This is a genomic window from Bifidobacterium sp. ESL0784, assembly GCF_029433295.1.
Taxonomy (GTDB): Bacteria; Actinomycetota; Actinomycetes; order Actinomycetales; family Bifidobacteriaceae; genus Bifidobacterium.
Window position 1 is genome coordinate 426,997 of record NZ_JAQTHV010000002.1, and the last position, 21,480, is coordinate 448,476.

At 54.6% G+C, this 21,480-nt stretch carries 16 protein-coding genes; 4 read left to right on the plus strand and 12 right to left on the minus strand.

What is annotated here, in order from left to right; translation table 11 throughout:
• Nucleotides 1-31: 31 nt before the first annotated feature.
• The 4 genes from PT279_RS04215 to PT279_RS04230 form a co-directional block, all read right to left on the minus strand.
• The gene (locus tag PT279_RS04215; protein WP_277165757.1) at nt 32-1,357 is read right to left on the minus strand and encodes an ABC transporter substrate-binding protein; all 1,326 of its coding nucleotides are present in this window, start codon (nt 1,355-1,357) and stop codon (nt 32-34) included.
• 189 nt (nt 1,358-1,546) lie between these two features.
• Nucleotides 1,547-2,935: a glycoside hydrolase family 32 protein gene (locus tag PT279_RS04220; RefSeq protein WP_277165759.1), complete on the minus strand. Its 1,389-nt coding sequence runs from the start codon at nt 2,933-2,935 to the stop codon at nt 1,547-1,549.
• A 153-nt stretch (nt 2,936-3,088) separates the two neighbouring features.
• Entirely contained in the window at nt 3,089-4,105 is a 1,017-nt protein-coding gene (locus PT279_RS04225) for a LacI family DNA-binding transcriptional regulator (RefSeq protein ID WP_277165761.1), read from the minus strand.
• Nucleotides 4,106-4,173: 68 nt separating this feature from the next.
• Complete coding sequence (locus PT279_RS04230; protein WP_277165763.1) at nt 4,174-4,770, minus strand: YesL family protein; 597 nt, start codon at nt 4,768-4,770, stop codon at nt 4,174-4,176.
• A gap of 217 nt (nt 4,771-4,987) precedes the next feature.
• Here PT279_RS04230 and PT279_RS04235 point away from each other — a divergent pair, with 217 nt between their 5' ends.
• Complete coding sequence (locus PT279_RS04235) at nt 4,988-6,760, plus strand: glycoside hydrolase family 13 protein (RefSeq protein WP_277165766.1); 1,773 nt, start codon at nt 4,988-4,990, stop codon at nt 6,758-6,760.
• Nucleotides 6,761-6,948: 188 nt separating this feature from the next.
• Here PT279_RS04235 and PT279_RS04240 read toward each other — a convergent pair whose 3' ends face one another.
• A complete protein-coding gene (locus PT279_RS04240) occupies nt 6,949-7,668 on the minus strand; it encodes a PAS domain-containing protein (protein WP_277165769.1) in 720 nt (239 codons plus the stop codon).
• 343 nt (nt 7,669-8,011) lie between these two features.
• On the opposite strand from PT279_RS04240, the gene PT279_RS04245 reads away from it, so the two are divergent.
• On the plus strand, nt 8,012-9,382 hold the full coding sequence (locus PT279_RS04245; RefSeq protein WP_277165771.1) for an ABC transporter substrate-binding protein: 1,371 nt from the start codon (nt 8,012-8,014) through the stop codon (nt 9,380-9,382).
• A gap of 158 nt (nt 9,383-9,540) precedes the next feature.
• Complete coding sequence (locus PT279_RS04250) at nt 9,541-12,021, plus strand: TIM-barrel domain-containing protein (protein WP_277165773.1); 2,481 nt, start codon at nt 9,541-9,543, stop codon at nt 12,019-12,021.
• A 543-nt stretch (nt 12,022-12,564) separates the two neighbouring features.
• Here PT279_RS04250 and PT279_RS04255 read toward each other — a convergent pair.
• The 7 genes from PT279_RS04255 to PT279_RS04285 form a co-directional block, all read right to left on the minus strand.
• Nucleotides 12,565-13,401: a carbohydrate ABC transporter permease gene (locus tag PT279_RS04255; protein WP_277165775.1), complete on the minus strand. Its 837-nt coding sequence runs from the start codon at nt 13,399-13,401 to the stop codon at nt 12,565-12,567.
• A complete protein-coding gene (locus tag PT279_RS04260) occupies nt 13,398-14,252 on the minus strand; it encodes a sugar ABC transporter permease (RefSeq protein WP_277165777.1) in 855 nt (284 codons plus the stop codon). The genes PT279_RS04255 and PT279_RS04260 overlap by 4 nt, the downstream gene beginning before the upstream one ends.
• Before the next feature lie 389 nt (nt 14,253-14,641).
• Nucleotides 14,642-15,976 carry an ABC transporter substrate-binding protein gene (locus tag PT279_RS04265; protein WP_277165779.1) on the minus strand — a complete coding sequence of 445 codons (1,335 nt, stop codon included), beginning with the start codon at nt 15,974-15,976 and terminating at the stop codon, nt 14,642-14,644.
• Between the two features lie 265 nt (nt 15,977-16,241).
• On the minus strand, nt 16,242-18,296 hold the full coding sequence (locus PT279_RS04270; RefSeq protein ID WP_277165782.1) for a TIM-barrel domain-containing protein: 2,055 nt from the start codon (nt 18,294-18,296) through the stop codon (nt 16,242-16,244).
• A gap of 301 nt (nt 18,297-18,597) precedes the next feature.
• Entirely contained in the window at nt 18,598-19,611 is a 1,014-nt protein-coding gene (locus PT279_RS04275; RefSeq protein WP_277165784.1) for a LacI family DNA-binding transcriptional regulator, read from the minus strand.
• 222 nt (nt 19,612-19,833) lie between these two features.
• Nucleotides 19,834-20,532: a histidine phosphatase family protein gene (locus PT279_RS04280; protein ID WP_277165786.1), complete on the minus strand. Its 699-nt coding sequence runs from the start codon at nt 20,530-20,532 to the stop codon at nt 19,834-19,836.
• A gap of 369 nt (nt 20,533-20,901) precedes the next feature.
• Nucleotides 20,902-21,072 (minus strand): hypothetical protein, encoded by a 171-nt coding sequence (locus tag PT279_RS04285; protein WP_277165788.1) that lies wholly within the window; start codon nt 21,070-21,072, stop codon nt 20,902-20,904.
• A 40-nt stretch (nt 21,073-21,112) separates the two neighbouring features.
• Between PT279_RS04285 and PT279_RS04290 the strand changes: the two genes are divergently transcribed.
• Nucleotides 21,113-21,415, plus strand: a complete 303-nt coding sequence (locus PT279_RS04290) for a DUF4235 domain-containing protein (RefSeq protein ID WP_277165790.1) — start codon at nt 21,113-21,115, stop codon at nt 21,413-21,415.
• Nucleotides 21,416-21,480: the final 65 nt, after the last annotated feature.

The window sequence follows — 21,480 nt, forward strand, 5'->3', positions numbered from 1 at the left end:
GGAGACCATACCCGCTACCGTCTCGATGCCGTCACTTCTTGTGGTTGACCGTCTTGTACTCGGTCGCCCAACCGTTGACGAACGCGGTCTTGACCTTGTCCCACTTGCTGGTGCCTTGAGCATACTCAAGCAGAGCGTCGGACATGCCGTTCTTCCACTGCTGGGTAGGCAGCGGGTAAATCACGGTCTCGTAGTCGCCGGCCTTGGCATAAGCATCATTGGCGCGGTGGATCGGGTTCTTGCTCTTGAATCCGGCCTTGGCATAGGACTTGAACGGGGTCTCGAAGCCCATCTCGTCGGTGACGACCTTGCGGGCCGAGTTGTTCTTCAGGATGTAGTCCAGGAACTGCTTGGTGGCCTTCTGATCGGCCTCGGAGGAATTCTTGTTCATGGCAAAGTACATGAAGCTGACCGTCAGGCCCTGCTTCTCCTCGCCGGGAGCACCGATGTAGATCGGCAGCACGCCCATATCCTTGTCGGCGACCTTCTGGCCCTTGAGCTGGGGGTACGACCAGGTGCCGTTCTGAATGAAGGCGGCCTCACCGAGTGCGAACTCCGAGTTGGAATCATCCATCGTCGCTCCGGAAAGCTGCGAAGGAGCCACCGTGGAATCCTTGATGTAGAGGTCGAAGATGTTCTGCATACCCGGCAGATACTTGCCGGTCACGGTCGGAGGCTCGACGGTGGTGTTCTGATCCTTGTATTCGTAGTACACCGGGATATGCGCCAGCTGATCGCCGAAACGGCCGCTCGAGCTGGAATCGAAACCGGCGGAGGAGAACGCGCCCTTTACGCCCAGATCGTCCTTATGCTTCTGAATCTCATCGGCCACCGTCTTCAGCGCCTTGAAGTTGTTGACCTTGTCGATGGACTTGATGGTTGACCAATCGGCGTCGAAATACTTCTTGAGGATCGCCTTGTTGTAGATGATGCCGTAGCGTTCCATGACGTAGGGAACCGCGCCGACCTTGTCGCCGTTCTTCATGGCATAATCGGACTTTTCGAGATCCTTGTACATGGACGTGCCGGACATGTCGGCATAATAGTCTTTCCAGTTGTCGAAATCGTTGTTGTCGACATCGAACATGGTCGGCGCCTGGGACTTCGCCAGCTCGCTCTTCAGCGTCTGGTCGGCGGACCCGGAGGAAGCCACGGAGACATCAACGGGGATGCCGGTCTCCTTGGTGAAGCTCTTTGCAATTTCCTTGAACTGGTCCTGCTGCTCAGGCTTGGCACTCAAATAGTACACATGGCCCTTGCTCGAGCTGGAACTCGAGCTCCCGCAGGCTCCCAGCACTCCCAGCGACATCGCCGCAGCGCTGGCCAAGGCGATCACTTTCGTGATTCGTTTCATCATTACCTCCAATGACTCTTACTTCTTTGTAACTAATATCCGCTGGTCCGGATCGACACGCGAGCCGAACCGGCGAATGAAAATTAAGCGCTTAAGCAGATAAGAAAAATTCTATCCACTTAAATGTTGTTTGTCTATGAGCAATCGCCGTGGAGGGGTAATACACCGACCGCAGTCGCCCAAAGGCAATCATCACTCCTTGATTCCACGCGCTACAGACGCATTGGTGATTTGCAGAGACCCATCAGTGACGAACATAGTCAGATCATCACCAGGCTTCTGGTACATCCGGGCGTTCAGCGCGACTCCATCGACATAGATCGTGGCGATGGTGTCGTCGACAACAACCTGAATGTGGTAGGTCTTGCCAGCTTCGAGCTGGATCGGACGTTCCACGCCGATGTTCATATTGGTGAACCACGGCATGTTCGGGCTGCCCTCGAAGAGGTAGCGGTTCTCGCCCACCTTGAAGATGAACTGGTAGGACTTGCCGTCTTCCTCGTTCTTGTGCAGACGCAAGCCGAAGGAACGTGTGCCTTCGCCGAACGTCACATCCGCCTCGAAGGAGTACAGATCCCCGGCATTGTGCACGAGGGTCGTTTCCTTGCGCTCATGCGGGGAATCGATGGCGACATCGGCGATGGGCTCGCGCTCGTTGAACGCGTCCCACAGCGTGTCCACCGGACGGCAGCCCAACGTGCCGTCGGCGCGCTGATAGACCTCGTGAGGCACGAACGTGCCGCCCCACTCGTAGTTCTTGGTGTCATCGTTGTCTTCCTTGGTGCCAACCCAGCCGAAAAGCACGCGCTTGCCATTGAGCTCGAACGTACGTCCGGCGTAGTAGGTGCTGCCGTCGAAAGCGTCATCGACAGGCGCGATCCACGGGCCCTCAAGGCTTTTGGCCATGCGGTAGACCATGCCATGTTTGTCGCTGTACTCGGTGACGATGTGATACCACCAATCGCCCATCTTGAACAGGTCAGGCATCTCGTGCATGGTGAACAGACCAGGAGCCCAGAAATCACCTTCGAACTTCCAGTTTTTGAGGTCCTTGGAAGTGAACTTGACGGTACGGCCGGTCTGCTGGGTTTTGGGGCCGATCTTACGGGCACCGAGAATCAGCAGATACTGGTCATGCTCATCGTCGCGGATCACCCACGGATCACGCCAGTCGTCGGGGTCATACCCCGGCTGCGGTGTGAAGGTGAGCTTGTCTTCGGTTTTCGTCCAGTGATAGAGATCATCGCTTACGGCATGCATCAACACCTGAGACGCCTTGCCTTGCGCTTCGTAATCGCGGTTATAGCCGGTATAGAAAGCGTGGTACTGACCTTCGCCGTCAAAGACGCTGCCCGCATAGATGAACTGGTCTTGGGCATCATCCGCTCCACGCGGAATCGCGGTGCCACAGTCCTTGTAATGGACAAAATCCTTGGTCGTGGCCAACGACCAGCCAAAAGGTTCGCCGAACGGGCCAGGATTACGGTTATCCCGCTGATGGAAGAGGAAGAAATCATCCCCCTTGCCGAACGGCATACAGTCGCCAAACCATGTGCCCGGGAATTGATAATACAGCTTCATTTCAACCTTTCTTTGATGCCGTCATCGGCATCGGCTCGGGCGCACAAGACTTTGCACGGCCAAAATCCCATACGACAACAACCATTCCTATGCTTATGTTTAATCGCTTAAGCAATAAACATTAATTGAATAATAGCACACTGTTTGATGGTGTCAAGCGCTCACAATCGAGTGACGCAGCACCGGCGGGCATTCGACCAGCAAAGGACCGTCCGGCTGCCCGTCATTACTGCCCTCATCGACCAAATCGATCAGGGCGCGAACCCCCAACACGCCGAGCTCGTACTGCGGCAACCCCACAGTGCTCAGCGCCGGATGAAGATGGGCCGAAACCACTTCCTGGTTGTCGAAGCCCACCAATGAAATATCCTCGGGCACCTTGAGGCCACGCTCACGCAAGGCGTCGTAGAGGCCCATCGCCAAGCGGTCATTATGGCAGAAAGCAGCGGTGGCATGCGTGGCCAACAGCTTGTCGACGCTGCCGTAGCCGCCTTCCTGATCCGCCTGAGCGTTGATGACGAGGGAGGGATCAAAAACAATTCCCGCAGCTTCAAGGGCATCGCGGTACCCCTCGAGGCGGCCGCATGAAGCCGGGGTAGGCTGGGGATCGTTCAGAAAAGCGATTCGTTTATGCCCGTGATCAAGCAGCAGCTGCGTGGCGGCACGTCCGCCCTGGCATTCATCGGGGACCACGGCCTGGAAATCATGGTTCTTGTCGAAGCAGTTCACCAAAACGCTTTTCGAAGGACGAAGCTCGGAAGGAGGGACGATCACGCGGTGGGTCCATGTGGAATAGATGATTCCCTCGACCTGGTGCTCAAGCATGAATTCGAAAGCCGAATGCTCGATCGAGGCCTTTCCGCCGGTATCGACGATCAGGAGAATCCTGCCGTTGCGCCATGCCTCATCTTGGGCCCCGCGAATGACCTGGCCGGCGAACGGGGTGGTCGCCACGCCGTCGCTAATGAACCCAATCAGCGAAGACTCTCCGCGGGCCAACCCCTTTGCGAGCGCATTGGGGTGATAGCCCAACTCGCGCGCGACCTTACGAACTTTCTTACGCGTGACTTCGGGAATACGAACCTTTTGATTATCGTTTACAGCCCAGGAAACCGTCGCCGTTGAAACTCCGGCTGCCTTTGCCACATCTTGAAGCGTCACTCGTCCCATAGGCAACCACTGTACTCATCCATCGAGAGCTGTCTAAAACCGGTTGCCGCCAGCAGGACTGCGAGAGACTACAGATAACGCTTGAAAACGTGCTCCAATATCGGGATATGGATCATGATCATCGAGCCATAACCGAAAACGAAAAGAAGAAACTCGCCCTGCGGCATATAGAACCACGATGCGACTATAAGACTGACGAAAATGACGTCTACAACAACCAGAGCGAGAGTGGTGCCGAAGTAGGAGACACCGAACACAAACGCGTTTTTCAACGTGCCGCCGATGGAGTTCTTGAACCTGGCCTGAAGCCCCCAAATCCATTCAAAACCTATCAGCCAAACGATCGTGAACGCGAATTTCGGGATCAGCAGCGGTGTGATCTGCAAAAACACCCAACTGCAGGCAATCGCCGCGCCGGTGGTGCCGAAGAGCAACCAGAGTATGGTCGAGGCCTTGAAATTTGATTTGAAGGCCTTGAAATAGTTCGAGGTGACGTGCCCCTCACCGATAAGCGAGCGCCTCGACGCATCATGGCCGGCGGTCAAAGCCGCACCGATGGTAATGATGGGAATGGAGGTAACCAGCATCAGGATGTTGATCCAAACGGCATCGGTAAGATCCGACAGCCCCCGCATGAACCCTGAATCAGGTGAAAGCCACTTCATATTCCGCCTTTATCTTTAAGTATCAAATGTGATCGATCGTGAACTCCATACAACAGCATACGCCATCATGTGCAATGAAAACATTTTCTATTGTTTGCGTTCCTTTAGCAGACATGCCCAGATATCTTGTTTCACTCCTGGGATTATGATAGATTTGATAACGTTGTCATGGTACTTATGAATAAGGCAGTACTGCACTCTCCAAGGAAGGACATCAATGACTCTCAACAATACTCGAGATGACTGGTGGAAACAAGCCGTCGTTTATCAGATCTATCCCCGCAGCTTCAAGGATGTCAACGGCGACGGCATCGGTGACATCGCCGGTATTACCGAGAAAATGGATTATCTGACCTCGCTCGGCATTGATGCGATCTGGCTTTCCCCGTTCTATCCTTCCGAATTGGCCGACGGCGGTTACGACGTCATCGACTACCGCAACGTCGACCCGCGCCTAGGCACCATGGACGATTTCGACAAGATGGTCGAGGCGGCCCATAAGGCAGGCATCAAGGTCATCGTCGACATCGTGCCCAACCACACCTCCGACAAGCACCGCTTCTTTAAGGAAGCACTCAAGGCGGGACGCGGATCGGCCGCCCGCGATCGCTATGTCTTCCGCGAAGGTCGCGGCAAGAACGGCGAACTGCCGCCCAACGACTGGCAGTCCCTGTTCGGCGGACCAGCATGGGAACGTGTGAATGACGGACAATGGTATTTCCACATCTTTGCGAAGGAACAGCCCGACGTCAATTGGAAGAATCCGGACATCCACGAAGAGTTCAAGAAGACCTTCCGCTTCTGGAGCGACCACGGCACCGACGGCTTCCGCATCGACGTGGCCCACGGGCTGGCCAAGGACTTCGACAGCAAATCGTTGGAGGAACTCGGCCGCGAGTACACCGTCCAGGACCAGACGAACCATGACGGGTTGAACCCGATGTGGGACCGTCCCGAAGTCCACGACATCTACAAGGAGTGGCGTCAGGTCTTCAACGAGTACAATCCGCCACGTTTCGCCGTCGCCGAGGCCTGGGTGCGCCCCGACCATCAACATCTCTATGCTTCGCCGGACGAGCTCGGCCAGGTCTTCAACTTCGAATTCGCCAAGGCCAACTGGGATGTCGACGAAATGCGCACCGCCGTCACCGAGGGCCTTCAAAGTGCCAAGGAAAGCGGGGGATCCACTTCGACATGGGTGATGAGCAACCACGACATTCCCCGTAACGCCTCGCGCTACGGCCTGCCGCAGGTCAAGGCGCATACCCAGCATCAGATCGCCACCGATTGGATTTTGCGCAACGGCACCACCTACATCGAGAACCGCGAACTCGGCACACGCCGCGCCCGCGCCGCAGCGATGCTGGAATTCGGCTTGCCCGGTTCGGTCTACATCTACCAAGGCGAGGAACTTGGCCTATTCGAGGTGCCGAATATCCCTTGGGACCGCTTGGAAGACCCCACCCCGTTCCGCACGCTGCGCAACTTCACCGAAAAGGGACGCGACGGGTGCCGTGTGCCGCTGCCTTGGACTGCCAGCGACGAGCCAAGACCAGCCAGCTGGGACAAGGACTTCGGTGAAGGCGCCTCATTCGGCTTCTCGCCGGCCACCCGCCAGGACGGTTCCGCGAGCGCCGACCCGCACCTGCCACAGCCACTGTGGTTCAAGGACTTCGCGGCCGACAAGGAAGCCACCGATCCAGATTCCATGCTGAACTTCTACAGCAAGCTGCTGAAGAACCGTGCACAATTGCTCACCGCTACCGGCGACCACGATTCCATCGACATGCTCGATATGGGACATGACGTCATCGCTTACTCTCGTCCTGCCGCGGATGCCGACGGGCACAGCTTCGTCAACATCACGAATTTCGGGGCAGCGCCTGTCGCATTGCCCGCCAACGCCACGCAGCTGATGGCTTCGGCTGATCTGGATGCCGACGGCAAGCTTCTTCAGGATGCCTCCGTCTGGCTGTTGGCAACCAAGTAAACCGACTCAGAACCTATCGGAAAGGCCACCTGCCGACAACTACAGGTGGCCTTTCCGATAAAAAAGACATTGGCGCTGATTGCCTCATATTTCGCCAATCAGAAAAGAATACGGGCAAGATGCATACGGATTCAGCTCGCCCGTACTTTTTGCCAAGCCGTTTCCCTACATCCATTTTGGGCTGCACATCATGCGGATTCAGACGTTCCGGCGTTCTCCCCGCTTGAATCCGCGTCCAGTTCCTTGAGGTAGTTATAGACGGTAAACCTTGAAACACCGAGCTTTTGGGCCATGGTATCGGCGGCATCCCGGAGCAGGAAAACACCGCCGTTCTTGGCGTCCTGAACGACTTTCATCTTGTGCTCCTTTTGCATGAGCTCGACCGGGATCCCCTGCTTGGCAATCGCCCCATCGATAATCAGGTTGCCGAGTTCGTCGACACTTTTCGCGAAATTCTCTTCGGCCGGCCGCTCCCCTTTGACCGTCTGGCCAAGCATCAGACTGGAGATACTCGAGAGTTTTTGCCAGATATAGACATCACTGTTGATGCAAAGGGCTGCAAAAGTCTTCATATTGCGGTCTTTAATCGCGATGGTGGTGGATTGCAAGTCACGCCCATCCGGCAAGGTCGTGCGATAGGAGACCTTTGTGCGTACGTCGCCCTGCGCGGCTTCAGCGAGCAAGAGATCCGTTGCCGGGTCGCCCACTCCCCTACCGGTCAGGGAATTCGCTATGGCGACGATGGTGTTCGGCATCTTGCGCAAATCATGAAGCACGACTTCGGAATCAGGAAGAATACGGGAGAGCGGATCGACCAATTGCATCAATGCGGCGAGTATCATTTCACGCTCATCGCCATTGATTTCTTGGCCATCGCTTTGAGCCTGCTGATCTTTTTCTCTCGACATCGGGCCCTCCCTTGGAATGTGGAAAAGTACAGTCGTAGAACAATCAGCTTACAGTCTAACCATGCCCATGACTTGCAATCACAGGCCCTGAGGGCATTGCCGACCATGATCAAACCGGAAATCAAAGAAAAATTACTAAAATAGTCACATGAATTGACTAATAGTGCTATATTTAATTTAGAAGCTTCAACTTTTTGTTGAGACTTTTCTTGGGCCACAAATCGTGCTCCATGACTCACCGAAGAGGAGTTTGCACAGCAGCAAAGAAGGCAAACGAGATAATCACTATCCCAAGTTGCATTTCGACTATGCATAATCGAAGAAACAGAAGGAGGAAATCATTATGAATTTCTCAAAAAAGGCAACAGTCACGGTATTGAGCGTTGCCCTTATCGCCACCGGCTTGGCCGGCTGCGGCGGGAAATCCAAAACTGATTCGAGCAAAGGCCACGTTTACTTCCTGAACGGCAAAACCGAAGTCGCCGACCAGTTCAAGGCTCTTGCCAAGAAGTACACCGAAAAAACAGGTGTCGAAGTACAAATCAGCACGTCTTCCGCAGAGGAAATGGACGAGACGATGGCTTCCGAGCTGGCAAAATCGGAACCGCCGACCATGTTCAGCATCAGCGGCTACGACGATTTCACCAAATACAAGAGCCACATGGCGCCTTTGCAAGACACCGAAGTCTTCTCACTGCTCAATGACGCCGGAAAGACCAACGCCTATCGCGACGGCAAAAACGCCTACACGCTGCCGTATGCAGCCGAATGGTACGGCATCATCTACAACAAGAAAATCATCAAGGACTATTGCTCGAAGCCTTATGCCGTGATCAAGAGCGATGCCGATATCAAGAATTGGGACGTCTTCACGAAGGTCGTGAAAGATATCCAGTCCCATAAGGGCGATTTGGGCATCAAGGGAGCGTTCGCGACCCCGGGCCTGGACGCTTCAGCGCAATACCGCTTCACCGCACATCTTTCGAGAATCCCGCTGTTCTTCGAGTACAAGGACTCGAACACCACGTTCAAGCCGGAACTCAAGGGCACCTATCTCGACAACTACAAGAACATGATCGACCTGCAGGTGCAGAACAGCCCGACACCGGCAACGATGCTGAGCTCCAAGACGTCCGATGACATCGCCGGCGAATTCGCGCTCGGCGAGGTAGCCTTCTACACCAACGGTGTCTGGTCCTACACCAACATCCGCAAGAACAAGGTGGCAGACAGCGATATCGGTATGCTGCCCTCCTACTTCACCGGCATCAAGGGCGAAGAAGCATACGCACCGCCATCCATCTATGATGCGGCTTGGGCCGTCAACAAGAACATCAACGCAGCTGACCGCAAGGCGACCCTCGACTTCATCAAGTGGATGGTCAACAGCGATCAGGGCAAGTCGGTCCTCTCCAAGGAAATGGGCTTCTCCGTCCCCTTCAAGGGCTTCGACAATGCCAAGTATCAGCCGGACAACCCAATCACCACCGCAGCCCGCCAATGGGAGACCAAGGGCAAGAAGCCGCTACGCAGCTTCGCGATTCCTGGCATGCAGTGGGAAGACGGCATCGGCAACGCCTTGGTGGAATACACCCAAGGCACCAAGGGCTGGGACAACGTCAAGAGTACATACTTGAACGTTTGGAAGAGCGAATGGGCCGATAACCAGAAGGCCACCGGCATGCTGCCCAAAGCCACAAAGTTCGAGGATTAACATCAATCCAGAATGCTGAAAGAACAGCCTTTAAGCCTTCATTTCGAGAGCTTACGGGCTGTTCTTTTTGCCGTTTGAAACAGCGAAATAGATTAGGGCCCTTGACTAAACTTAATACGACAAGAGTTCAAGGAATTGCACCACAAAGGAGAACAAAGATGCCATCCTTCCCCAAATTGACCACTCGACCAGCGCTGGACCCGGCGACTACTATCGCCGGCGACAATTGGCGCATCGGGGTCATTACGGAATCACTGATTCGTCTCGAATGGCAGGATGACGGCTTTTTCGAAGACCGTGCCACGCAGACCGTAACATGCCGGAATTGGGATACAAAACCGGAATTCACCAAGAGGATCAAAGACGATGAACTGATTGTCGAAACTCCCCATTTGAGGCTGACTTACGACATGCAACCGTTCAGCAAAGAGGGACTGAGCGTGGTGGTCAAAGGATTGCGGGACAGCCAAAGGAACACCTGGAACTTCGGCGCCGAACCTGTCGGGAACCTCAAGGGAACCGCCCGGACCCTCGACAAGGCAGACGGCGAGATACCGCTGGGACAAGGCATCATCTCCAGGAACGGATGGGCACTCCTCGACGATTCCTCGTCGAACGAATTGGTGGAGACCGACTCGGTGCAAGGGCAGGCGAACCCCTTCGGCATGTGGGTCGAACCCAGAAATCACAAGGGCATCGACCTTTACATCTTCGCGTACGGACACCGCTATATCGAAGCGATACAAGACTTTTATCGCCTTACCGGGCAGACACCGTTGCTTCCCCGTTTCGCGTTCGGCAACTGGTGGAGCCGGTACCACAAATACAGCAGCGATGAATATCTGGACCTCATGCAGCGCTTCGAAAAGGAGGGGATACCGTTCAACACCGCGGTCATCGACATGGACTGGCACCGCGTCGACGACATCGATCCCAAATACGGTTCCGGTTGGACCGGCTATACATGGAACCGCAAACTCTTCCCCAATCCGGAAAAATTCATGGACGAACTGCACCAAAACGGGATGAAAGTGACGCTGAACATCCATCCGCGCGATGGCATCAGGGCCTTCGAGGACTGCTACCCCGAAATAGCCAGGAAGATGGGCGTCGACTCCAAAAGCGAGGAGCCGATCGTCTTCGATCCTTCCAGCCCGAAATTCATGCAGACCTATTTCAACCTTCACCATCACCTTGAAGACGAAGGTGTCAGCTTCTGGTGGATCGATTGGCAACAGGGAGGCGTGACCCGGCAAAAGGGGCTCGACCCCCTGTGGATCCTCAACCACCTGCACTATCTTGATTCCGGACGTGATGGCCGCTGGCCGATCACCTTCTCAAGGTATGCAGGCCCTGGCTCGCACCGCTACCCCGTCGGGTTCTCCGGCGATACCGTCGTCTCCTGGAAATCTCTGCAATTCCAACCATATTTCACTGCCACCGCAAGCAACATCGGCTACGGCTGGTGGAGCCACGACATCGGCGGGCACATGTTCGGCTACCGAGACGAAGAACTGGAAGCGCGCTGGTACCAGCTCGGCACCTTCAGCCCGATCAACCGACTGCACTCCACGGACTCCCCGTTCAACGGCAAGGAACCCTGGAACTTCCATACTGAGACCAGGCTTGCGATGACCGAAGCGCTGCGTTTGCGCCAACAACTCATTCCCTATCTTTATAGCATGAATTGGCGGGCACACGTTGACGGTCGGCCCCTCGTCGAGCCGATGTATTGGCAGAGTCCTGAAATCGATGACGCTTACCGCGTTGACGATGAGTTCAGGTTCGGCTCGCAACTGGTGGTGGCCCCCATCGTCACCCCTCAGGCACGTGAAGTGCAGAAAGGGTCTGCCAGAGCGTGGCTCCCTCAGGGACAATGGTTCGACTTCTTCACCGGCAAGCGTTACGATGCGCCCGCACCAGCCGGAAGAAACTTCGAACTCTGGCGCGATCTTGCCGATATTCCTGTCTTTGCAAAGGCCGGGGCCATCGTGCCGATGCAGACTTTGGACGAAACCAACGGACCGGTCAACAATGTAAAGAATCCGAAGCACTTGGAGATTGTGGTCTTTCCGGGTGATGATGGTCGATTTGATCTCATTGAAGACGACGGCGTGCATACCAACGGCAGCGTACGCGCGACGACGGCTCTGAGGCTGAACGTCGGAAACGGCAATGGGGGCAACGCCCGCTTCACCATCGGCCGGCCACAAGGTAATACATCTTGCTTGCCTGCGACAAGAGACTGGACCGTTGTTTTCCGCGGAATCGCCAAAGATGACGCGGCACCGATTATATCGGTAGATGGCAAAAAATACCAGACTGCAGAATGCAGGTATGATGACAAGAGCCAAAGCCTTTCCGTCGCGCTACGGGGTATCGCGCGGGATTCGGACGTAAGCATCGACTTGGATTCGCCACTTCGACCTTGCGAGGAAAACACGGTCGAAGACGCGATGAAAGTGCTTTACGACGCACAGATCAACTATCTGGCCAAAGAAAAGGCCTACGATGCCATTCGCCAATACGGCAAGGACGGCCTGACCGCTTTGCACGCATTGCAAGAAGCCCCTGGCGACTTACAGCTGCCCGACACCGTGATTCGCGCGGTATCCGAGCAATTGCTGCGAACCGTATAAGGCAAACAACACAAGAAGGGCCACCCGCTATACGTGGGTGGCCCTTCTTCTTATAAGTTTTAAAATCTGATCAACCCTTCTTGCTGTCTCGCCTTCGGTACTGCAATTACAGAAGACCCCACCTTTACAGATGGAAATTGACTCAATGCAGTCTTCGCTCGGCCTTGCGGCCTCTCATCAGCCGGAACCGAGCAACAGCCACAGCACTGCTAGTGACTAACAACTCAACCCTTCACCGCTCCGCCTCCAGCCCTACAATTACGAAGAAACCCGCCCTTACGGGCGGGTTTCACTCAATATTACCTTCGCTTGGCCTTTCGGCCTCGGCCAGAACTAAACAACAAACCACAGGACCGCCACCATCCAAGGTCCTACTACTCGTAAAAGGCCTCTAACTCTCACCGCTCCGCCTTCGGCCCTGCAATTATGGAGAAACCCGCCCTTTCGGGCGGGTTTCACTCAATACTACCTTCGTTCGGCCTTCGGCCTCACTCAGGCTGGAGCTAAACAACAGCCCACTGGGCTGTTGTTTGTAAAGGGCTTTTAGCCCTTTACCGCTCCAGCCATTACACCTTTAATAATGTACTTCTGGCAGAAGAGGTAGAAGATGATGATTGGGATGATGGCCAGCACCAGGCAGCCCATCATCGCGCCCATATCAACCGAACCATAGCCACCCTTGAGGTACTGAATGGCGATCGACATGGTCTTGTACTTGCGCATATCCAGTGTCAGATACGGAAGCAGGAAGTCGTTCCAAATCCACATGGCTTCAAGAATCGCAACCGAAATGATCGAGGGGCGCATAATCGGCACCACGATACGGAAGAAGATTCCAGGAACCGAAGCACCATCGATCATGGCGGACTCTTCAAGCTCCTGCGGGATTCCCTTGATGACGCCGGTAAACATGAATACTGCCAAGCCCGCGCCGAAGCCAAGGTAAATAATCCACAGACCCCAAGGAGTGTTGAGATCCAACATATCGGCCAACTTGGAAAGCGTGAACATGACCATCTGGAAAGGCACGATCATGTTGAACAGGAAGAGCGCGTACAGCGCCTTCGCCGCCCAGTTATTGACTCGCACAATCCACCATGCGCACATCGAAGTGCACACCAGGATCAGCAGAACCGAACCGACAGTGACAACGACGGTCCACCCGAAGCTTGCGAACAGGTCAGTCTGCTCGACACCCCTCCGGTAGTTTTCCAGACCTACGAACTCGTTGCCGCGAGGAATCGAGAACGCATTACGCGAAATATACGCCTTCTGCTTGAAGGAGTTGATAACGACGAGCACGATCGGGAAGATCCAGATCAAGCTCACTATCGTGAAGAACAGCGTCCACAGACCAGAATGCTTTACCTTGTCGCTCATGCCTCTACCTCCTTGCTCGTGGTCAACTTGTTCTGGATAATCGCCAGAATCGCGACGATGATGAAGAACACCACTGCCTTGGCCTGGCCGACGCCTTCAAACCCTGCACGTCCGTAGAACGTACGGTAGATGTTGAGCGCCAGCATTTCAGATGTATTCGAAGGTGCGCCATTAGTCAACGCCAAGTTCTGATCGAACATCTTGAAGCCATTGGTCATCGTCAGGAATGTGCAGACGGTGATCGAAGGCATCATCAGCGGAATCGTAACCCGGAACAGGGTCTGCCGGGAATTTGCACCGTCGACCGCCGCCGCCTCGATGACATCACCGGGCAGAGACTGCAGACCGGAGATGTAGATAATCATCATGTAACCTATCTGCTGCCAGCAGTACAAGGCAACCATACCCCAGAAACCATATGTTCCTGAATAGGTGATCGACTTGCTCCAATGAGCCAGGATGCCGTTCAAAAGCAGCAGCCAGATATAGCCCAGGATAATGCCGCCGATAAGGTTCGGCATGAAGAACACCGAACGGAAAATCGTCGAGCCCTTGATCGCCTTGGTCAGCATATACGCCACTGCGAAAGCGCAGATGTTGATAATCAGCACCGTTACGATGGTGAACGCCACTGTATACCACAGCGCGTGCCAGAATTCAGGGTCTTTGATTGCCGCCGAATAATTCGCCAATCCGATGAATTGCGAATCGGTCACCGTGCTGAACTTGCAGAAGCTCAAATAGATGCCCATCACGAACGGAATCACAAAGCCAATAACAAAAGCCGCAAACGTAGGCAATGCGAATAACGCCCACCACCTGCGAATCGTTTTTCCAGCCATTGAAATCATTTCACGCCCACTTTCTCCTCCTCGAGTGCGCATGCAAAATTGCAAACGGATTCAATTTTTTGATATTGCTGCATCTAATATGTGCGTCCGTGATAACATATCAAACCAGTAAACGCTTACATTAGCATATTTCAGCTGTCAAGTCAAGCTCATTTTAAAATCAGAATGTCAGAATTAGGAAAATCCTGAAAATAACGAAACATAGGGCATAGAACCGGTATGTCAAAAAAAGAAACAAAAAATGAAAACGTTCTCCCATAACTGTTACATCCGATTACAAGCGCCTAGAATCCAAAATTACGTCTCGAGACATTTCATTGTGTGATGCGAGGTGCTTAAAACCGCAAACACCATTTCAAACACCTCGCATCATCCCATCACCAAATCATTTACTTGGAGTGAGCCGCCTGATATTCCTTGGCCCAACCGTCAACGAAATTGGTCTTGACCTGATCCCACTTTCCGGTGCCCTGGGCATATTCGAGCAATGCGTTGCCCAAATCGTTCTTCCACTGCTCGGAAGGCATCATGGTGTAGTCCCAATCCACCTGCTTCTTTCCTTCCTTGCGGTTTTCGGTTGCAGCCTCGATAAGCGGGTTATCGGCCTTGACGTCGCTGAAGGACTTGAACGGGGTGTTGAAGCCCATCGTCTTGCTGATGCCCTGCTTGCCGTCCTTCGAGGTAATCACCCATTTCAGGAACGCTTCGGTCGCCTTTTGATCGGCCGAAGAAGCCTTGGCATTGACGCACCAATAATTTTCCGAACCTGTGGTCAAGCCCTGATCCTTTTCACCAGGGGCGCCAATATAAATAGGCAGCATGCCGATCTGATCAGCCTTGACTCCGGCCTTCTGCAAATCGGACCAGGCCCAAGTGCCGTTCTGATAGAGAGGAGCCTCACCGAGCGCAAACTCGGAATTGGCGTCATCACCGGTCTTCGAGCTCAGCTGCGACGGTTCGGTCGTGGAATCCTTCAGATACAGATCGAAGATATCCTTGAACTGCGGCAGATACGTGCCCTTCACCGTCTTGGGCTGCTTGGTGATATGATCCTTCTGGAATTCGTAATACAGAGGGATATTGGCGAGCTGGGTCTTGAAACGCCAGTCGGAGCTGGAATCGAAACCGGCTGAAGTAAAGGCACCCTTGATGCCCAGATCGGACTTGTGCGCCTGGAGATCATCGCTGAGGGTCTTCAACGAGGCAAAGGAATTGACATCCTTGATGGACTTGACCTTTGCACCACTCATCGCGAAATACTTGTCGAGAATGTTCTTGTTATAGATGATGCCATAGCTTTCTGTGACGTACGGCACGGCGGCAACCTTCGAGCCATCCTTGATCGCCATACTCGGATCCTGAAGCTGCTTATAGACCTCGGTATCCTTCAGATCGGCGGTATAGTCCTTCCATACCTCGTAGCCCACCGGCCCGTTGATCTGGAAAAGCGTGGGCGCTTCGCTCTTTGACATCTCGCTCTTGAGCTGCTGGTCGTAAGTGTCCGAAGCCGCGGTCTCGACCGTGACCTGCACGCCGGTCTGCTTGGTGTACTCGGCGGCCAACGCCTTCCACTCTTTCGCCACTTCGGGCTTGAAATTGAGATAGTAGACCTTGCCTTTGCCATTGTCGTCAGACGACTTCGAGCTTCCGCAGCCCGCAAGCATTCCGACAGATACAGCGGCCGCGATAAACGACACTGCTATCGACTTGATTTTACGGTTCATCTTTGTACCTTCTCTCGTTCATCGAGATTACTGAATTGTCGCTGAACCATATTCAGCGTTACCACACGGATATCCAGCGGACTTCGGCGACGACCTTATGAATGGAAATCCATAGGGACAAGCCGCATCGGATCTCGCCGAATATTCCCCCTTTCTTTGAAACCCTTTTGTAGCTCACGCTCCTTTCTACAATTTTTATTCGTATGTCCTATTTTGCGTACGAATAGCGAAAACCCAAACAGAAAACGACACAAGCACCGAACAATCACAACCGCTTCAACAGTCCCCAATCCTTTCCCGCCTTTGCAAACACCGGCAAAGAATCAAGGGGGGCCGGCGAATCGATGGTGGAACCGCCCGGATATGCCCGTCCGTCACGCAAGTCGGTCCATGAAACCGAAGCATCCCCAGGCAGATAGACCTCACGCGACCTCGCCTTTAGCGTTGTCACCGGGGCCACCAGCAAATCAGGACCGAACATGTACTCGTCGGCGGTGTCGGCCGCCTTCTCGTCGTCCGGGAACTCGTAGAACAGCCCTCTGATGATGGGCTGGCCATCCTCGTGGGCAGTCTCGAACAGCGTACGCGTATACGGACGCAGCACTTCCCGGAGCTTGATGAATTTGACGACTATATCCTCAACCTGTTCGCCCATGCTCCAAGGCTCGTTGTCGACTCCGGAAAGCGAGCGCGGGCTTCCGTCGGCGCTTCTGACCTGTTCCTTCATGGAACCGTCTGGCTGCAGGCCCGAACGACTTCCATGATTGCGCATCACGGGGCAGAAGCAGGAGAACTGAGCCCAACGGATGAAGAGTTCCCGGAAAGCCGGGGAATTGATATCGCCGTCATGGAAGCCGCCCATATCGGTGGTGAACCAAGGAATTCCGGCCATACCCATGTGGATGGCACAGGTGATTTGGGCCTTGAGGTCGTTAAAAGTGGATCCGACATCCCCCGACCAGACCAAGGTGCCATAACGCTGGGAACCCGCCCATGCGCAACGCGTAAGATTGACCACGTCGTTTTGCCGGCCCTGCGCGACCTGACCTTCGTAGAAACACCTGTTGTAATCGACCGGATAGATGTTGCCGACCTGCTGGCCCGCACCGGCGTAATAACGGTAGTTCTTGACATCGTACGTACCATATTCCGGTTCGGCCTCATCAAGCCAAAAAGCATCAATGCCATAATCGGTATAGTTACGTTTGCATGTATCCCATACGAAATCACGTGCGGTAGGGTTGGTGGGATCGAAGAACTGGCTAGGGCCTTCGAACATCATACCGATATCTTCGCCGGTATCCGTACCGACCAAAAGATTCTCGGCCTTCATCTGCAGATAATTTTCGGAGTCCAAAGCCACTTGCGGCCATACCGAAACCATGACCTTGATACCCATGCTGTGCAACTCGTCGCACATCGCCTTGGGATCGGGCCAGAACTCGGTTTCGAAGCGGAAATCCCCCATGTGGGGCCAATGGAAGAAATCGATGACGATCAGGTCGAGCGGAATGCCTTTACGCTTGAATTCATGGGCGACATCCAGCACCTGCTGCTGATTCCAATAGCGCAGTTTCGATTGCCAGAAGCCCAGACCCCACTCCGGCATGACCGGGGCGTAACCGGTGGCATCGGCATATTGCCGCTCTATCTGCGCAGGGGTGCCGCCGGCAGTCACCCAATAATCCAGCTGCTTCGCGGACTGCGCACGCCAGACCGTCTCGTTCTTGCTGAACGTCGCCGTGCCGATGGAAGGGTTATTCCATAAAAACCCATAGCCTTGTGAAGAGACGACGAACGGAATCGATGCCTGCGAATTACGATGCGCCAGCTCGAACGTCGAGCCTTTCAGGTCAAGGACGTTCTGCTGGTATTCGCCCATTCCATAGAGATGCTCGTCAACCGGCGCCACGAAGGAAGCCGTCACGGAGAAATCCCCTCCGCAGATGCCTTCAAAATCACGGGCCTTGAGATTCAGATTCCCGCCGATCGGTTTCTCTTCGAATAAAAGCTTGCCGTCGGCATTATAAAAACTCAGCTCGCAATGGAACTGCTCGTAACCGGCGCCTTCATAAACGTTGTGGTGAGACTTTGCGCGAACGCTGATATCGCCATTGGCCAACGTCGCCGCACAACCGTCGTCGTCAATCGTGACTGTAGCCGACTCACCCTCATGCCCGGGCAGAAGCGCCCAGTCCAGGTTTTCGATCGGCTCATGCATTTGGCGGGCACGGACCCGCACGCTGTTACGGCCCCAAGCGTCAATGCGCAGATATTCGCCCCCGCCCGTCCAGAACAGAGAATGTCCGTCGGAACTCATTGAAAATTGATTCACGTGCAATTCAGACCCCTTTGTTCCGTCACTTCTAAATCAAAGTAAACCAGCTATTTAATCGGTTCAATAACCATTATATACCATGCTTCCCAAAAATTCAATTCATTGAATAAAGTGCTGCTAAGGGTCTGGAACCGGCCCATAAGCGGAAGTCCACTTCAACGTTCACACCAATCGCGGTTACGCACAACCACCCGGTCTTGGCCGGATTGATCCATTCATTTGACCGCGCTATCAAGCCGGCTCGAACCGTCGGCCCGTGCAAAACGAACCAACACGGGACCTTTTATCGCGATATGCGTTTTACGGAATCGGCCAGCAGAAGATGCTGACCGACCAGCACACGCCTAGCCGGGCCGTCCGGTGACTCTATCCGGTGCACAAGCGTGCCCACGGTGCGCTTGACGATCGCGTTGATGTCGAGATTCATGGCGGTGAAAGGAATCTGCATGCCAACGCCCACCTTGTCGGGGATGACGGCAACAACAGAGAAATCCTCGGGAATCTTGATATTGAGGCTCAAGAAAGCTTGGGACACCTCGATAACGGCTGCATCGTTATGAATCAGTATGGCGGTCGCATCGCCGTATTCCTCCACCGCACGCTTCAATCGCCGCAACAAATCGGCCATGCTGTTTTCAGGGTAGATGCAATGAATCTTCATGCCCAACGCCTGCGCCCGTTCGACCATCGCGGACCTGAAACGAATTGCGTAGTTCAGCCGCCTTTCATAGGTCATCTTCGGCCAACCGATGAAAATCAAATCCCTATGGCCATACCGGTACAGGTAATTGACCAGAGTACTGCTGATTTCCTCAAAATCCGCGTCCACCGAATCAAGGCCCATCGAATCCTCCGGATCACCGAGCAGGACTGTAGGCAACCCGGATTGGACGGCTGCGCGAATCCGCGAATCGCCGTTGCGAACGTCGAGGATGATGGCACCGTCTATGCGCTTGGTGAGCGCCGCGGATTTCAAAGCGCTCGCGCCATCAGCACCCGCAAGAAGCATGGTGTCGTAGCCCATATCGCCTGCGGCACGAGCGATGCCATACAGATAGGCGCTTAGGGAAAGAGAGAATGACGCGTTTTGCTCGGCCGAAGACAACACCCCGATCGCCCCGGTCTTCGAGGTCGAAAGCACACGCGCGGCATGATTAATGGAGTACCCGAGCTTTTCCATTTCCGCGCGTACCCTGCTTGCGGTTTTCTCGGAAATCAGGGGGCTGCCAGATACTACATACGAAACCGTCGCCTTTGAGACCCCTGCCGCATCCGCCACATCCTGCATGGTGACCATTGCTTATCTTCTCCTCATACCCGACAGGTTTTGTGCAGACAACGTCGGTGCACAATCTTCCGTAAAAATGCTGTTCTTCATCCTATCAGCACTCAACCATAAATGCTACGAAATAGCATGAGGCGGTACCATGTTGAAGCCCCAGCTCACTTGCTGCTTATTCGTCTTCTGATCGGCTACAGCGGCGGCGACAAGAGGATCGCCGCTCTTTGCCGTCATCTTTCAAATGTTCCAGTGGATGATGACGGGGTCGTCTTTGTAGTATCCGAGCACCGAGTGATGGGCGGTGTCGAGACGCAGGAAACGGCCTGAATGCGGGTCGGCACGCAGCCATTGCGTGGTGACGATACGCAGAATATGGGCATGCGCCACGAGCAGGACATTGTGGCCGGCAAGCATCAACGGCGTCACTTTTCCGATGACTCGTCGAGCGCGGGCGGCCGCCTCATCCACCGTTTCGCCAGCACCACTGTGAACGTCGACTTTTCCGCTGTCGGGCAGAGTGCAGACCCAATCACCTTGCATCCGTGCCGGCAACACCTCGGGGCCTTCATCCCAAACGCACCAATCGTGCCCCAGCACGGCACCGACCTCCTCACGCCTTCGGCCTTCGGCGGGGCCGTAATCCCATTCCATCAAGTCGTCAAGGGTCTCAAAATCGGAATAACCGGCCAATTGCGCGGTCTCGCGGGCACGACGCAACGGACTGGAAAAAATGTGCCCACGCCCAAAACCGTCCGGGAACGCCCCACGCAATCGTTTTCCGCCTTCCAACGCCTGGCGGCGGCCTTCTTCGTTCAGCGGCACATCCGTACGTCCGGTGTATTGCCCGCTAACGCTCCATGCCGTCTGGCCATGACGCAGCAACACCAAGTAGCCGGGTTTCGAGGCCCCTTCGCCCGAAGTAAGATAATCAGTCATAACGTCACTCTAACGCAGGCCGTCAAGACGCGCAAAATCAATTGGGCATAATCCGCTAATCACCCCACCCATAATTTGTAATGCATAATTTTCGTTGACGCCATCGCAACAACACCGCCGTCCGTCATCGGGATTTACCTGCTACCCAGCGGAACCGGCAAAACCCAAAAGTCAAATGGGCCAACAAGCGAATCGACAAAATCCTCAACCCATTGAGCTCGTTGAACATCAGGGACAGTGCCGCGTCTATTATGGAAAGATGCACGCAAGACACAGCAAAACCGCAGTGAAGGAAGCCACGAAGGCTCCAAGCACACCCGCATGGGATTCTTTTATGCCTTCCGTATCTCCCGAAGCCGGTTCCACAGGTCATGAACCTTCGGCTTCCGGACCCTCGGCACCGAAATCGGCGCTGCAACCGTCTGCGTCCACCATCTCAGTTTCGGCATCATCCTCATCGTCAACGCCGCAAACATCTGCACCGTCACCTTCGTCGCCTACGCCTTCGCCCTCATCGTCCTCCTCCACAGCCGACCACATCGTTGAAAGCCTCCATCGCGTCGACAAGAAAGTAGAAACCATGCGCCAACATCGTTTGCAAGACCCCGACACCTTGGGCGACAAGATTGTCAAAGTCGTATTGCCGACCGTACTGGGGGCGCTGGCTGGCAAGATATTCAAAACCATCTGGGACAACCAGGTCACCAACCGCCATGCGCCTGCCGGTGGAGACAGCGCAGAAGACGCACAACAACAAGGTTTCATCGCCAGCGTCATTTTCGCTGCGGCCTCGGCAGCATTCGGCTCCGTGATTTCCACGCTGGGCACACGCGGCTCGAACGCCCTGGTCACCCGCCGTCAGAACCGCCGAAGCGGAAAATAGCCAAAAGCCGTCGAAATCGTCAAGCCAGTTTCGCCTTTCACCGATATCGTTGCCGCTCAGCCCGG